Source organism: Phytobacter sp. V69 (assembly GCF_965644215.1).
Taxonomy (GTDB): domain Bacteria; phylum Pseudomonadota; class Gammaproteobacteria; order Enterobacterales; family Enterobacteriaceae; genus Phytobacter.
Genome location: NZ_CBFFRL010000018.1, coordinates 1 through 12,981, shown reverse-complemented (window position 1 = coordinate 12,981; position 12,981 = coordinate 1). Strand labels below are relative to the sequence as shown.

15 protein-coding genes and 2 pseudogenes are annotated in these 12,981 nt (G+C 54.8%); 6 read left to right on the top strand and 11 right to left on the bottom strand.

Annotation, left to right across the window (positions count from 1 at the left end):
* Positions 1-11 precede the first annotated feature (11 nt).
* On the bottom strand, positions 12-593 hold the full coding sequence (gene sodB / locus ACSZPU_RS04260; protein WP_498995817.1) for a superoxide dismutase [Fe]: 582 nt from the start codon (positions 591-593) through the stop codon (positions 12-14).
* A gap of 121 nt (positions 594-714) precedes the next feature.
* Positions 715-1,551 (bottom strand): C40 family peptidase, encoded by an 837-nt coding sequence (locus ACSZPU_RS04255; RefSeq protein WP_498995815.1) that lies wholly within the window; start codon positions 1,549-1,551, stop codon positions 715-717.
* 341 nt (positions 1,552-1,892) lie between these two features.
* Here ACSZPU_RS04255 and grxD point away from each other — a divergent pair, with 341 nt between their 5' ends.
* Complete coding sequence (grxD, locus tag ACSZPU_RS04250; RefSeq protein WP_498995813.1) at positions 1,893-2,240, top strand: monothiol glutaredoxin 4; 348 nt, start codon at positions 1,893-1,895, stop codon at positions 2,238-2,240.
* 39 nt (positions 2,241-2,279) lie between these two features.
* On the opposite strand, the gene rnt is transcribed toward grxD, so the two are convergent.
* From rnt to ACSZPU_RS04230, 4 genes are all read right to left on the bottom strand, one after another.
* Entirely contained in the window at positions 2,280-2,930 is a 651-nt protein-coding gene (gene rnt, locus ACSZPU_RS04245) for a ribonuclease T (RefSeq protein ID WP_498995811.1), read from the bottom strand.
* 92 nt (positions 2,931-3,022) lie between these two features.
* A complete protein-coding gene (gene gloA / locus ACSZPU_RS04240; protein ID WP_498995809.1) occupies positions 3,023-3,430 on the bottom strand; it encodes a lactoylglutathione lyase in 408 nt (135 codons plus the stop codon).
* Positions 3,431-3,514: 84 nt separating this feature from the next.
* Positions 3,515-4,609, bottom strand: coding sequence for an alkene reductase (locus ACSZPU_RS04235; protein ID WP_498995808.1), 1,095 nt, complete (start codon positions 4,607-4,609; stop codon positions 3,515-3,517).
* Between the two features lie 53 nt (positions 4,610-4,662).
* Complete coding sequence (locus tag ACSZPU_RS04230; RefSeq protein ID WP_498995806.1) at positions 4,663-5,259, bottom strand: TetR/AcrR family transcriptional regulator; 597 nt, start codon at positions 5,257-5,259, stop codon at positions 4,663-4,665.
* Between the two features lie 119 nt (positions 5,260-5,378).
* Here ACSZPU_RS04230 and ACSZPU_RS04225 point away from each other — a divergent pair, with 119 nt between their 5' ends.
* From ACSZPU_RS04225 to sodC, 3 genes and pseudogenes are all read left to right on the top strand, one after another.
* Positions 5,379-5,618 carry a DUF1289 domain-containing protein gene (locus ACSZPU_RS04225; RefSeq protein WP_498995804.1) on the top strand — a complete coding sequence of 80 codons (240 nt, stop codon included), beginning with the start codon at positions 5,379-5,381 and terminating at the stop codon, positions 5,616-5,618.
* Between the two features lie 48 nt (positions 5,619-5,666).
* A pseudogene (locus ACSZPU_RS04220) lies at positions 5,667-6,564 on the top strand (aldo/keto reductase).
* Between the two features lie 77 nt (positions 6,565-6,641).
* A complete protein-coding gene (gene sodC, locus ACSZPU_RS04215; protein WP_498995800.1) occupies positions 6,642-7,163 on the top strand; it encodes a superoxide dismutase [Cu-Zn] SodC in 522 nt (173 codons plus the stop codon).
* Here the strand turns inward: sodC and ACSZPU_RS04210 are convergent.
* Genes ACSZPU_RS04210 through ACSZPU_RS04200 form a run of 3 tightly spaced genes read right to left on the bottom strand, consistent with a single transcriptional unit; the run spans position 7,153 to position 10,267 of the window.
* Positions 7,153-9,168, bottom strand: coding sequence for an FUSC family protein (locus ACSZPU_RS04210; RefSeq protein WP_498995798.1), 2,016 nt, complete (start codon positions 9,166-9,168; stop codon positions 7,153-7,155). The genes sodC and ACSZPU_RS04210 overlap by 11 nt on opposite strands.
* Positions 9,165-10,028, bottom strand: a complete 864-nt coding sequence (locus ACSZPU_RS04205; protein ID WP_498995796.1) for an efflux RND transporter periplasmic adaptor subunit — start codon at positions 10,026-10,028, stop codon at positions 9,165-9,167. The genes ACSZPU_RS04210 and ACSZPU_RS04205 overlap by 4 nt, the downstream gene beginning before the upstream one ends.
* Before the next feature lie 2 nt (positions 10,029-10,030).
* Entirely contained in the window at positions 10,031-10,267 is a 237-nt protein-coding gene (locus ACSZPU_RS04200) for a DUF1656 domain-containing protein (RefSeq protein WP_498995794.1), read from the bottom strand.
* A 178-nt stretch (positions 10,268-10,445) separates the two neighbouring features.
* On the opposite strand from ACSZPU_RS04200, the gene slyA reads away from it, so the two are divergent.
* Positions 10,446-10,886 carry a transcriptional regulator SlyA gene (slyA, locus tag ACSZPU_RS04195; protein ID WP_498995793.1) on the top strand — a complete coding sequence of 147 codons (441 nt, stop codon included), beginning with the start codon at positions 10,446-10,448 and terminating at the stop codon, positions 10,884-10,886.
* Between the two features lie 88 nt (positions 10,887-10,974).
* On the opposite strand, the gene slyB is transcribed toward slyA, so the two are convergent.
* On the bottom strand, positions 10,975-11,442 hold the full coding sequence (slyB, locus tag ACSZPU_RS04190) for an outer membrane lipoprotein SlyB (protein WP_498995792.1): 468 nt from the start codon (positions 11,440-11,442) through the stop codon (positions 10,975-10,977).
* A 280-nt stretch (positions 11,443-11,722) separates the two neighbouring features.
* Here slyB and anmK point away from each other — a divergent pair, with 280 nt between their 5' ends.
* Positions 11,723-12,847: an anhydro-N-acetylmuramic acid kinase gene (anmK, locus tag ACSZPU_RS04185; protein WP_498995790.1), complete on the top strand. Its 1,125-nt coding sequence runs from the start codon at positions 11,723-11,725 to the stop codon at positions 12,845-12,847.
* A gap of 39 nt (positions 12,848-12,886) precedes the next feature.
* Here the strand turns inward: anmK and ACSZPU_RS04180 are convergent.
* A pseudogene (locus tag ACSZPU_RS04180) lies at positions 12,887-12,981 on the bottom strand (IS5/IS1182 family transposase); the annotation flags it as partial.

Below are 12,981 nucleotides of genomic sequence, written 5' to 3'. Positions count from 1 at the left end.
CCTCCTGATGATTACGCGGCGAGATTCTTCGCGACAAACTCCCAGTTGACCAGCGCCCAGAAATGCTCCAGATAATTTGGACGGGCGTTGCGATAGTCAATGTAGTAAGCGTGTTCCCACACATCCACAGTCAGCAGCGGTGTGGCGTCGGTGGTCAGCGGCGTTCCGGCATTAGAGGTCGAAACGATAGCCAGCTTGCCATCGGCGTTTTTCACCAGCCACGTCCAGCCTGAACCAAAGTTCTTCACCGCGGCATCCGTGAATTTCGCCTTAAACTCTGCGAAGCTGCCAAACGCATCGGCGATGGCGGCGGCCACTGCGCCTGTGGGTTCACCACCCGCGTTCGGGGCCAGACAGTGCCAGTAGAAGGTATGGTTCCAGACCTGAGCCGCATTGTTAAACACGCCGCCTTCGGAGCTACGAATAATCTCTTCCAGCGTTTTGCCTTCAAGCGGGCTGCCTTTAACCAGGTTATTCAGATTGGTGACATAAGCCTGATGGTGTTTGCCGTGATGGTACTCCAGCGTTTCCGCAGAAATATGCGGGGCCAGGGCGTCTTTTGCATACGGTAATGCAGGTAATTCGAACGACATTGCTTCTCTCCTTATTGTTTTAATGCACTCAATAACCTTATTGAGTGTAAGGGTAGGGTAGCAAATCGAAACGGGAGAAAAAAGAGAGAGTTACCTGCCACCGGAGCGGCAGGTAATGGGATTAGCGGATCGTTTTTGGCGTAACCATTCTGCGGGCACCCACATAATGACGCTGCCAGTAGTCTTCGCTTAATGAGGTAATCTGAATATCCTGGCCGCTGCGCGGTGACTGAATGAATTTGCCGTTGCCGACATAAACACCCACGTGGTCAGCAGTACCACGACCTTGCGTACGGAAGAACACCAGATCGCCGCTTTCCAGTTCCGCGACGTTGACCGGAGAGGCATCACGCAGGTGATACATTTCGTTTGCGGTGCGGGGAATGCGGAATTTCACCAGATCTTTATAGGCGTAATAGACCAGACCACTGCAATCAAACCCGGTCATCGGGGAGGTGCCGCCCCAATGGTAAGGTTTGCCAATCTGATTCATCAGCTTGGACATTGCGGTTTTCTGTACTTTCTGGATACGGACTTTGTGTGCTTCTGAAATGGCAACAGGTTTGCTGCCTTTCACTTTTACACAATGCGGCTTATGGCCTTTACGCTTTGTGCATTTTTCCGTCATAGCGGTAGCGGCGATGGGAGTCGGGCTGGTTTTACTGTGACGGGAGGAATTCTTACTGGTGGTTTTTTTGCTGCTGGTTGACGATTTTTTCGTCACTGCTACTTTTTTCGTTCCGGCTTTAGCCGTTGTTTTTTTTTCGGTGCGACTGCTTTTCTTTGATGTTTTTTCGGTGGTGGTTTTTTTCTTACTCTCGGATGCTTTCGCCAGATGCGTTGTCTTATGCACAGCCGAGTCTTGCGTCTGCTCGGAAGCATGCGTGAGTGGCGTGAACGTCAACGTGGTGAACAACAAAGCACAGAGCGTGATCGAAGCTTTATGAATTCGCGCCACTGAGCAATCCCCTGATAAGTGCAGGCATTCAATAATGCTTGCGTATGATTTAGAACCGCGTCGATTCTAATCTATAAAAAGCAGAAAAGTTAATAGGGTTTTTGCATCTAAAACTGTGTTTCGTTAGCGAGCGCAAAAAAAATAACCAATCGAGGCTGGAAGAAGCTCAAATGTTGAACTATCACCGTGCGGACAGAGGTAAGATAAGTCACATTTTGAAGGCAACTTATGGCGACAGGCGATAAAATAATGAGTGGTGAACAAAATGTTATTTTCGGTTAAGCACCTTAACCGTTACAATGACGACTATCTGCCGAGAAGAAGTTGAAGGAAGCAAGACAATGAGCTCTACCATTGAAAAGATCCAGCGCCAGATCGCTGAAAACCCGATTCTCCTGTACATGAAAGGCTCTCCGAAGCTGCCAAGCTGCGGCTTCTCCGCACAGGCTGTACAGGCGCTTTCCGCCTGTGGCGAACGCTTTGCCTACGTTGACATTCTGCAGAACCCGGACATTCGCGCCGAGCTGCCGAAATACGCAAACTGGCCGACTTTCCCGCAACTGTGGGTTGACGGCGAACTGGTTGGCGGTTGCGATATCATCATTGAGATGTATCAGCGCGGCGAACTGCAGCCGCTGATCAAAGAGACTGCAGCGAAGTACAAATCCGAAGAACCGGACGCGGAATAATCTCTGCGCAATAAAAAAGCGACCTTCGGGTCGCTTTTTTTACTCCTCGCTATCTGCGATGGGCAGCGGCCAGCCGCCCAGTCGTTTCCAGCGGTTCACTATCTCGCAAAACAGCTGCGCGGTTTGCTCCGTATCATACAGAGCGGAATGCGCCTGAGTGGCGTCAAATTTCATTCCGGCGGCGGCACAGGCTTTGGAGAGCACCGTCTGTCCCAGCGCCAGTCCGCTTAACGACGCGGTATCAAAGGTCACGAACGGGTGGAAAGGATTGCGCTTGAGCGATGCTCGCTCGGCGGCGGCCATCATAAAACTATGATCGAAAGTGGCATTGTGGGCCACCATAATGGCGCGATTGCAGTTCTGATCTTTAATGCCTTTACGCACCATTTTGAAGATGGCGTGCAGCGCGTCGTTCTCGCTCACCGCGCCGCGCTGCGGATCGTTTGGGTTTATACCGTTAAACGCCAGTGCTTCCGGCTGCAGGTTTGCCCCTTCGAACGGTTCAACATGAAAATGCAGCGTGCTGTCAGGCATTAACCAGCCTTGCTCGTCCATTTTCAGGGTGATGGCGGCGACCTCCAGCAGTGCATCGGTTTTGGCGTTAAACCCGGCGGTTTCAACATCAATCACGACAGGGTAAAAACCGCGAAAACGGTCGCACAGACCGGTAAGTTGGGCGTTATCGGACATCGGAGTCTCTTGCTAAGGGAAAATGGCAGCGCATTATGGCAAATTTTGCGAAGGGATGTAAAACAGCGGGCGCCAGCGGCGCCCGTAAAGCATTAATTGACCAAACCGCGTCCCGCGTCTTTGGCTTCAATCAGTTCGACTTTGTAGCCGTCCGGATCTTCGATAAAGGCGATAACGGTGGTGCCACCTTTGACCGGACCGGCTTCACGCGTCACGTTGCCGCCATTTTGACGAATGCGCTCACAGGCTTCTGCCGCATTATCCACTTCCAGCGCGATATGACCGTAAGCGCTGCCCTGGTCGTATTTATCCACGCCCCAGTTATAGGTCAGTTCGATAACGGCCGTATCGCTTTCCGGACCATAACCCACAAAGGCCAGTGAATATTTGTATTCCGGGTTTTCACTGGTACGCAGTAGCTGCATGCCCAGCACTTTGGTGTAGAAATCGATGGAGCGTTGCAGGTCGCCAACGCGCAGCATGGTGTGAAGTAAGCGCATAATGTCCTCTTAAGCGTCAATGAATTATCATTCGAAACAGAGTTTTAGTATAGCGGCGGATCCCTGCCGCTATCAATCGAGTGATTATAAAGAAGGGTAATCGGTATAACCTTCCGCGCCACCGCCATAGAAGGTTTCCGGGCGCTGCGGGTTCAGTTCGGCTTTGTGCTGCAGGCGTGCAACCAGATCTGGGTTAGCGATATAGGCGCGACCAAAGGCAACCGCATCGATCAACCCTTTCGCAATCAGATCTTCTGCTTTCTCAACCGTATATGCACCAGCGCCAATGATCGGGCCGTGGAAACGTTCACGCACTTTGCGACGGAATTCTTCGGTATAAGGCTGACCACCTGCCCAGTCCGGTTCGGACATGTGCAGATAGGCAATCCCGCGTTTGCCCAGCTCTTCGATAAAGTACAGTGCGTCTTCTTCTTCATTCGGGCCGTTGTCGGTGTTCTGGAAAGAACCGATAGGGGAGACGCGAATACCGATGCGATCCGCACTCCAGGCGGCGCTGACGGCATCAACCACTTCGAGCACCAGACGGGCACGATTTTTGATGCTCCCGCCGTACTGGTCGGTACGCTGGTTGGCAGACGGCGACAGGAACTGGTGCAGCAAATAGCCGTGGGCAGAGTGCAGTTCGACCAGATCAAAACCGGCATCACGCGCGTTGATTACCGCCTGGCGGAAATCATTCACGATGCCCGGAATTTCGCTGGTTTCCAGCGCGCGTGGCATAGAGGTGTCTTCACGGGTAGCGTTGCCGTTGGCATCACGCAGGGAAGTACGGGTACCGGCACTGATTGCCGAAGGGGCCACCGGTGCCTGGCCGCCAGGCTGCAGGCTGTTGTGAGAAATGCGCCCGGTGTGCCACAGCTGAACCGCCATATGGCCGTTTTCAGCATGAACGCCATTGGTGATTTTTTTCCATGCGGCAATCTGCTCCGGGCTGTGCAGACCCGGTGCGCCTGCATAACCTTTTGCCTGTGCGGAGATTTGGGTTGCTTCACTGATGATCAGGCCAGAGCTGGTGCGTTGACGGTAATATTCGCCCATCAGCGGGGTCGGGATATCGCCAGGCTCAATACTGCGCAGACGCGTCAGCGGGGCCATCAACACACGGTTTGGAACAGTAATCGCGCCCACTTTCAGCGGCGTAAACAAGTTGCTGGACATAGAATCTCCTGAATAGACCGGTCGACTAGTAATAAGGTAAATAAAAACGCCCGTTAAACAGGCGCTGCAATAATGGTTTGTGCATGGGCCAGTGCGCTTTCCAGCGGCACGGCACTGCGAGAAATCTTGGCCTGCAGATTGGCCCCCAGCCACAGGGAATAGAGCACCTGGGCTCGCGTCAGTGCATCACCAGCAAACGTCAGACACTGGTTACGGCGGCCGTTTTCCAGCGCCTGTGCCAGCAAGGTGATGATGCCACTTGCACCTTTATCCATGGCCTCACGCATCGTTTCTGACAGGTCACAGACCTCGGCAGAGAGTTTGACCGTCAGGCAACCGCTGATAATGCCCTGCTCGCAAAACTGCACCAGCGTATGCTGGTAGTAGGCGAGCAGGCGATCGCGATAGTTACCTGCGCCGCTGGCAAAATGGTCCGCCAGACGCTGGTGATAACCGGCATAATGACGTTCAAGCATGGCAACGCCAAACGCCTCTTTGGAGCGAAAATAGTGATAGAAAGAACCTTTCGGCACTTCCGCTGTTTTCAGTAGTTCGCTCAACCCCATGCCGGTAAAACCGCGGTGCATACATAAGCGCTCGCCAGTTTCCAGCAGGTGTTCGCGGGTATCGTGTTCGGTGTTTCTGCTCATGGGCACAATCTACTAGACCGATTGGTCTATTGCAAGTAGCAATAGATGCGCTTTGGATCTTGCAGGTTACGCGCGCGCAGTCTTCAATGAAGAGAGACCAACACCACAGGAGACAAGGCGTGCCAGAGCAACTGGAGTTTTTCCCCGTCCAGAGTCCGTGCCGGGGAATATGCCAGTCAGATGAGCGGGGATTTTGCCGTGGCTGTATGCGCAGCCGCGAAGAACGGTTCAACTGGCAAACCATGAATGATGCGCAAAAGCAGGATGTCCTGCGCCTGTGTCGTCAACGCTTCCTGCGCAAATTACGTGCGAACAAAGCCCTCCCACCCGAAGAACCTGAGCAACCTTCACTGTTTTGACGCCATAATTGCGTATACTCATGGCAAATTATTGTTGAGGAAGTGGTTATGGTTCAGAGAATTACCCTTGCACCACAGGGACCGGAGTTCTCCCGTTTTGTCATGGGCTACTGGCGTCTGATGGACATGGAACATGTCTGCCCGCCAGTTGGTGAGCTTTATTGAAGAGCACCTGGACCTCGGTGTCACCACCGTCGACCATGCGGATATCTACGGCGGCTACCAGTGCGAAGCGGCATTTGGCGAGGCGCTCAGGCTGGCCCCTCATCTTCGTCAGTGCATGGAAATTGTCTCTAAATGCGGCATTGCCACCACCGCTCGCGCTGAGAATGCGCTGGGCCACTACATCACCAGCCGCGATCACATTATTGCCAGCGCCGAGCAATCCTTGGTGAATCTGGCGACTGAACGCCTGGACCTGCTGCTGATTCATCGCCCGGATCCGCTGATGGATGCTGATGAAGTGGCGGAGGCATTCCTGCATCTGCACCAGAGTGGCAAAGTGAGCCATTTTGGCGTGTCGAACTTCACACCGGCTCAGTTCGCGCTACTCCAGTCGCGTCTGCCGTTCACGCTGGCGACGAACCAGGTTGAGCTCTCTCCGGTTCACCAGCCGCTACTGCTGGACGGTACGCTGGATCAACTCCAACAATTGCGCATTCGCCCGATGGCGTGGTCGTGCCTGGGCGGCGGGCGTCTGTTCAACGATGAGGCGTTCCAGCCCCTGCGCGATGAACTGACTAAAGTGGCGCAAGAGCTGAATGCGCAAAGTATCGAACAGGTGGTGTACGCCTGGGTGATGCGCCTGCCGTCACAACCGCTGCCGATTATCGGCTCCGGCAAGATTGAACGCGTGCGTTCGGCTCTGGGGGCGGCAAGCCTGGAGATGACGCGCCAACAGTGGTTCCGCATCCGTAAAGCGGCACTGGGTTATGATGTTCCCTGATTAGCGCTGGCTGACTTTCCGCAAAATCTTCTCCCCTGGTTTAAACTTACGGGGCAAAAGCTAAAAACGGAGGTCATATGAAGCGTTTTAGTCTGGCAATCTTAACACTGTTCGTCTGCGCCAGTGCGCAGGCGGCCAGTACCGAAGTGAAGATGAACCTCGTGACGGCCGAAGGGACCGGGCAGTCCATCGGTACGGTGAACATCAGCGAAACCGATAAAGGGCTGGAATTTACGCCCGATCTACACGGGCTTCCGCCCGGTGAACATGGCTTTCATGTTCATGCCAAAGGCTCCTGCGAACCCGCGATGAAAGACGGAAAACCGTCGGCGGCTGAGGCAGCCGGTGGTCATCTCGATCCCGATAAAACCGGTAAACACGAAGGCCCGGACGGCATGGGGCATTTGGGTGATTTGCCGGTGCTGGTGGTCAACAACGACGGTAAGGCGACCGACGTGGTGGTTGCGCCGCGCCTGAAAAAACTCAGTGAGGTGAAAGACAAAGCCCTGATGGTTCACGTTGGCGGCGATAACATGTCCGATTCACCCAAACCGCTCGGCGGTGGCGGGGCGCGTTACGCCTGTGGGGTTATCCGCTAGCGGAATCGGCCAGTGTGCCTGCTGCCGGGGCCTGTTCCAGCTGTGACAACGAGCAGTACAGTCGCCAGATGAGCGACGCCAGGTCCCGGGCGGCAGGCTGATGATGGCGTGCCAGCGTATCGCAAATCCGCTGCAATTCGCTGAGCGTCACCGCCAGCGGACGCTGCTGGACACCACGCTCACTCATCACGTCGCGCAACAGGCTCAGGCAGAGATCCCGCACTTTCGACAGCGGATCTGAGCGAGCCTCCCAGTCGCGCAGTTGCCAGACCACATGCGAGCAATTGAGCAACACCACGCCCCAGCGCAGCAGCCAGCGGCGGGCCAGCGCATCTTTGCTGTTACTCAACTGGCTGATGTGGTGATAGACCACGGACTCAAATTCACCTTCGCTCATGGTCGGGATACGGCTGAGCTGATCGACAAAACCGCGCCGCAGCGCGCGAATATGGCGGCGGCTTTTGCGCGCGTCTGAGCCTGGTCGCAAAACGGCAAACGACAGCCAGGCGAGCGCCACACCGAGGATCTTCGCCAGATCGTCATTTAAAAAATCCGCCAGGTCATAGACCGGAGGATTGGTCACCGAAATAAACGATCCCATAAATACAATCAACTGCCCCCAGAGGCCGGCCAGCTTCGGCATTTGCAGCTTAAGTAACTGCATGGTGGTCAACAGCGGCAGTAAAAACAGCAAGAACACCCATAAATCGCTGATCTGCACCATCAGGCCAAACTTCACGACGAAGCTGAACAACGTAAGCAACGTGAGGGTGCGTAGCAGCAGCGTCAGTGAGTTAAACGGGGCCGGAGAGACGGAATACAGCACGCAACTGATGGCAGCCAGAGTCAGTGCCGCATCGCCGTATTCCCACTGGCTGGTGATGGTCCATGCCCCCACCAGGCTCAGGGCGCAGAAGGTGCGGATCCCGCTCCACAGCGCTTCGGCGTTGTCCGTAAAGCGCGCCAGTGCCCGGCTTCTGGGGAGCGAAAACTCGGTTATCGGGGTGGCATTTTCCAGCCGCGCCAGCCAGCCACTGCTGGCAAGATACAGGCGACAGAAATAACGCAGCCGGTGCCAGAAGGCACGGTGCCGATAGCCATAATCATCCTTAGGGGCCAGCGGGGCAATAATGCGTGCCACAGTATAAAAATGGGCACCAGGCCGGGCAAGCTCTGCCAGTAAGGCGTCGAGGATGGCCCGCGTATTGCCCGGCGGATCTGGCCAGTTCAACAACAGCCGGCGCAGGCTGGATATCACGCTGGTCAGGCGCAGCTGCTGATGGAGCAGGTAATTGAGAAGGCGGTTCTGACGACGAAAACGGTAGTGGCTCCAGAAAGCCTGAATGCGCAATAAATTCATGGTCAGTATCTGGCCGATCACACTTTCATGCGCGGTGCGGATGGCGTCGGTTATCTCCGGTTGCCAGAGCAGGCTGGCATGTTCAAGCAGGCGGGCATGCATCTTTTTCAGCGCGGTGAGCAACGCGGTACCGTCCGAAGTACTCGGCATGATCATCATCATCATGCCGCCGCACAAAATACCCAGCAGCACCTCGCAGACGCGGGCCTGGGCGATGTCCCACAGTTCGGTGGTGTCCGTAATGTTGACCACCGGAAAGGCAATAATCGCAGCGGTATATCCGGCCAGCTGGAAGGCGTAGGCCACGTTATTACTGAACTGAGCGCAGGCCCAGGTGCAAAATCCGATCCACGCGGCCATGGCAAACAGGAACATCCACGGATCGTTAAGCGTATGCCCGGCAATGATCATCGCCGCCATTGCCCCAAGCAGACTGCCCGCGACGCGGCCAAGACTTTTACTGATCACCCCGCCCACGGTTGGAAAACTCACCACGGCGGCGGAGGTCATCGCCCAGTAGGGTTCATCCAGATTGAGGTAATAGGCGATGGTCAGGGCCAAACACATCGCCACACTGTTGCGGATGGCGTAGCGCCACTGGGGTCGTGTCGCGGTAAGCCAGGGCAGGGGGATGGCGATTTTCACTTCGCGCCGCCGATCGATACCGTGCAGGTGGTGCCGGAGACCAGCGTCACGTCTGTAGGCAGGGAAGCAAACTGAATGCGCACGGGCACACGCTGGGCCAGCCGCACCCAGGGGACGTTTGGCTTGATGTCCGCCACCAGGCCGCTATTGGTCTCCACGCTTTGGTCATAAATGGCCCGACCAATGCTGGAAACGTGACCCTGTAACGTTACATTCCCACTATAAAGAACGATTTGCGCCGCAGCACCCTCGCGAATATGACGCAATTTTGTCTCTTCGAAATAGCCCACCACGTAAAATGAGTGGCTATCGATCAGCGCAAACAGCGGCTGCCCGGCGGTGGCGTAATTGCCGGTGCGGGTGGATAAGTTCGTTATCCAGCCATCTACGGGAGCTTTTACGCGAGTCTGCGAAAGCTGCCACTGCGCCTGCTCAAGAGCTGCCTGAGCCGCATCGACGCTGGCCTGCATCGCCTTAACGTTGATATTGGCGGTATCGAGATCTTCTGCCGAAATGTAGTTCTGCGACAGATGACGGCGACGGTTGGCTTCATTGTTGGCTTTGGACAGATCGGTCTGTGCCCGCGCCAGTTGTGCCTGGGCATTCAGTACGGCGATTTTGTACGGTGTTTCGTCGATACGGAACAAAATATCGCCCGCTTTCACCAACTGGTTATCCCTGATATTCAGCTCAGTAATACTACCAGACACCTGCGGCGTAATACTGACCTGCTCGGCACGCACTTTGCCGTCGCGCGTCCAGGGCGCCTGCATATAGAAGTTCCACAACCACCAGCCTGCGGCAAGCGCCACGGCCAGAACCAGTAACGTAGAAAAGTATTTAAGTGATTTCAGGCGCATAGTTACCACATGATCAAAAAGCCGAGAGACAGACTGATAGCGATCACGAACAGTGAGAGATCCATCAGGATGGGATGCCAGATATCCCCTGCGTACATCCAGTCACGCAGTAAACGATGCAGAACCAGCCACAGCACAAACCCCAGCAACACCGCTTTAAAGATAGGGGGAAAATAGACCGAAGCGCCGAGGATCAGGTCCTGCAGGGGAAATTCCGGGGAGCGAATTGTCAACGTCACAAGCGTTAGTCCTTTGCAGAAAAGGTTCACCGGTTCGTTTTGACGGCGAAGACCGCCAGACGGAGGAATAGCAAGAGCGCGAACACGGTGAATGCAGCAATGCATTTGTTTTAGCAATATAAATGCTGCACACTATTCTAAAATGAGTATAATAACTTAGCAAGCTAATTATAAGGAGATGAAATTGGAATCGCCATTAGGTTCTGATCTGGCACGCTTAGTGCGTATCTGGCGTGCTCTGATTGACCATCGCCTGAAACCTCTGGAATTGACGCAAACGCATTGGGTTACGCTGCATAACATTCACCAGCTGCCTCCCGATCAGTCGCAAATTCAACTGGCAAAAGCGATCGGCATCGAGCAGCCTTCGCTGGTGCGTACGTTGGACCAACTGGAAGAGAAGGGCCTTATCTCTCGCCAGACCTGTGCCAACGATCGCCGTGCAAAACGGATCAAATTGACAGAAAAAGCTGACCCGATCATCGAAGAAATGGAAACGGTGATCAAGAAAACACGGGGGGAAATCCTTTCGGGTATTTCGCCGGAAGAGCTGGATTTGTTAATCAGCCTGATTTCCAGGCTGGAACAGAACATCATTGAGCTGCAGTCGCGAGACTAACGCTCAGCCGTAATTAAAAAGCCTCGCATAAGCGAGGCTTTTTTTATCTCCACGGTTCACGCAGTCACCTGCGAAAACCGCGCCGCGATTAACGCGGAGAGACGGTAACCTGACGACCGTTGGTTGCCAGTGCCACACGCTGGCCTGCTGCGAAACGGGAGTTACCCTGTTTCTGCACAACCATAATGCTGCTGCCATCGTCTTTACGAATTTCCAGTTCCACACCCTGTGATTTGTTCATCGCACCCTGCACGCTCTGACCGGCTACGCCACCTGCAACGGCACCTGCCGCTGTTGCGAGAGAACGCCCGGTACCACCACCAACGGTGTTACCCAGAAAGCCACCCAGTACCGCACCACCCAAAGCGCCAACAACGTTGTTTTCGTCGCCACCCTGGATCTGTACCTGACGAACGTTGACAATGGTGCCGTAAGTGACATTTTGTACCTGTTTGGCTTCCGAGGCGGAATAGACATCTCCGGAAAGAGTATTGTCATTAACACAACCTGCCAGAGTGAAACCAACCAGCGTAACTGCCAGTGCACGTAACATCATCTATGAATCTCCTGTTCACCAAAACATGCTCTGCTGAGCATTCGTCATGATTAAATTATATGGCATTTAGTCACACCGGGGCACATCTTCTGCCAAAACATGGCAAAAATATTAACGATGCTGAACTTAACCGGGCCTAAACGAGCCGATTATAAGCTGGCGGCGACTTTTTTCATTCAGCGAACTCCGATTCGATTGTTAAAAAGTATTTGTAATCGATAGCTTTACAAAACACTTTATGGTGGAGTGAGCGTCTTAAGCCCTGCAACGAGGAAGGCATATGAAATCGGGTCGCTTTATTGGCGTGATGTCCGGAACAAGCCTGGATGGCGTGGATGTTGTGCTTGCTGCTATTGATGACAAGATGGTTGCCCAGCAGGCCAGCCTGACCTGGCCGATGCCCATACCGCTGAAAGAGGCCATTCTGAGTATCTGTCAGGGCCAGCCGCTAACCCTGTCGCAACTGGGGCGTCTGGATAACCGTCTGGGTAAACTCTTTGCCGAAGCCGTCCTTGCGCTGATGGAACGCGAGCATCTCAGTGCGAAAGATATCGTGGCCATTGGCTGCCACGGTCAAACCGTCTGGCATGAACCCACGGGCGATGCCCCCCATACGCAGCAAATCGGTGATAACAACCAAATCGCCGCCTTAACCGGCGTGACCGTCGTCGGCGATTTCCGTCGTCGTGATATTGCCCTTGGCGGGCAGGGCGCACCGCTGGTGCCGGCGTTTCACCATGCGCTGTTGGCGCACCCGACCGAACATCGCATGGTGCTGAACATCGGCGGAATCGCTAATATCTCATTGCTCTTCCCCGACAAGCCGGTCAGAGGTTATGACACCGGGCCCGGAAACATGCTGATGGATGCCTGGATCTGGCGTCAGCTTGGCAAGCCGTATGACCAGGATGCCCAGTGGGCGAGCGGCGGTAAGGTGATTCTGCCGCTGCTGCAAAATATGCTGAGCGATCCTTACTTCGCCGCCCCTGCGCCGAAAAGCACCGGGCGTGAATACTTCAATTACGGCTGGCTTGAACGTCATTTAGCCCATTTTCCGGCGCTTGATCCGCGCGATGTTGAAACCACGTTAGTTGAATTGACGGCGGTGACGATTTCCGAACAGGTGCTGCTGTGCGGTGGCTGTGAACGTCTGCTGGTTTGTGGTGGAGGGAGCCGTAATCCGCTGCTGATGGCGCGTCTTTCCGCGTTGCTGCCGGGCACCGAAGTGACAACGACTGACGAAGCGGGTATCAGCGGTGACGATATGGAAGCGCTGGCCTTTGCCTGGCTTGCCTGGCGTATGCTTGCCGGTCTGCCGGGGAATTTACCGTCAGTGACGGGCGCGTCGCAGGCCAGCGTGTTGGGGGCGATTTATCCGGCCAATCCACGACAGAATCAGAGTTAACTGAATTTCACTTAGGCTGCGCACCGCTAGATAGTGTCGTCACAAGATTTTAGCCCGGAGAGCGATGCATCTGATCTGGACGGCAGCGAGAAATGAGGCCGTATTTTTTGCGTAGCGCGTTGCAATACCCCGCC

Excerpts from the sequence above, each read along its gene's own strand:
- sodB (WP_498995817.1), bottom strand. The coding sequence starts at position 593 with ATGTCGTTCGAATTACCTGCATTACCGTATGCAAAAGACGCCCTGGCC.
- grxD (WP_498995813.1), top strand. The coding sequence starts at position 1,893 with ATGAGCTCTACCATTGAAAAGATCCAGCGCCAGATCGCTGAAAACCCG.
- rnt (WP_498995811.1), bottom strand. The coding sequence starts at position 2,930 with ATGTCCGATAACGCCCAACTTACCGGTCTGTGCGACCGTTTTCGCGGT.
- gloA (WP_498995809.1), bottom strand. The coding sequence starts at position 3,430 with ATGCGCTTACTTCACACCATGCTGCGCGTTGGCGACCTGCAACGCTCC.
- ACSZPU_RS04235 (WP_498995808.1), bottom strand. The coding sequence starts at position 4,609 with ATGTCCAGCAACTTGTTTACGCCGCTGAAAGTGGGCGCGATTACTGTT.
- ACSZPU_RS04230 (WP_498995806.1), bottom strand. The coding sequence starts at position 5,259 with ATGAGCAGAAACACCGAACACGATACCCGCGAACACCTGCTGGAAACT.
- sodC (WP_498995800.1), top strand. The coding sequence starts at position 6,642 with ATGAAGCGTTTTAGTCTGGCAATCTTAACACTGTTCGTCTGCGCCAGT.
- ACSZPU_RS04205 (WP_498995796.1), bottom strand. The coding sequence starts at position 10,028 with ATGCGCCTGAAATCACTTAAATACTTTTCTACGTTACTGGTTCTGGCC.
- slyA (WP_498995793.1), top strand. The coding sequence starts at position 10,446 with ATGAAATTGGAATCGCCATTAGGTTCTGATCTGGCACGCTTAGTGCGT.
- slyB (WP_498995792.1), bottom strand. The coding sequence starts at position 11,442 with ATGATGTTACGTGCACTGGCAGTTACGCTGGTTGGTTTCACTCTGGCA.
- anmK (WP_498995790.1), top strand. The coding sequence starts at position 11,723 with ATGAAATCGGGTCGCTTTATTGGCGTGATGTCCGGAACAAGCCTGGAT.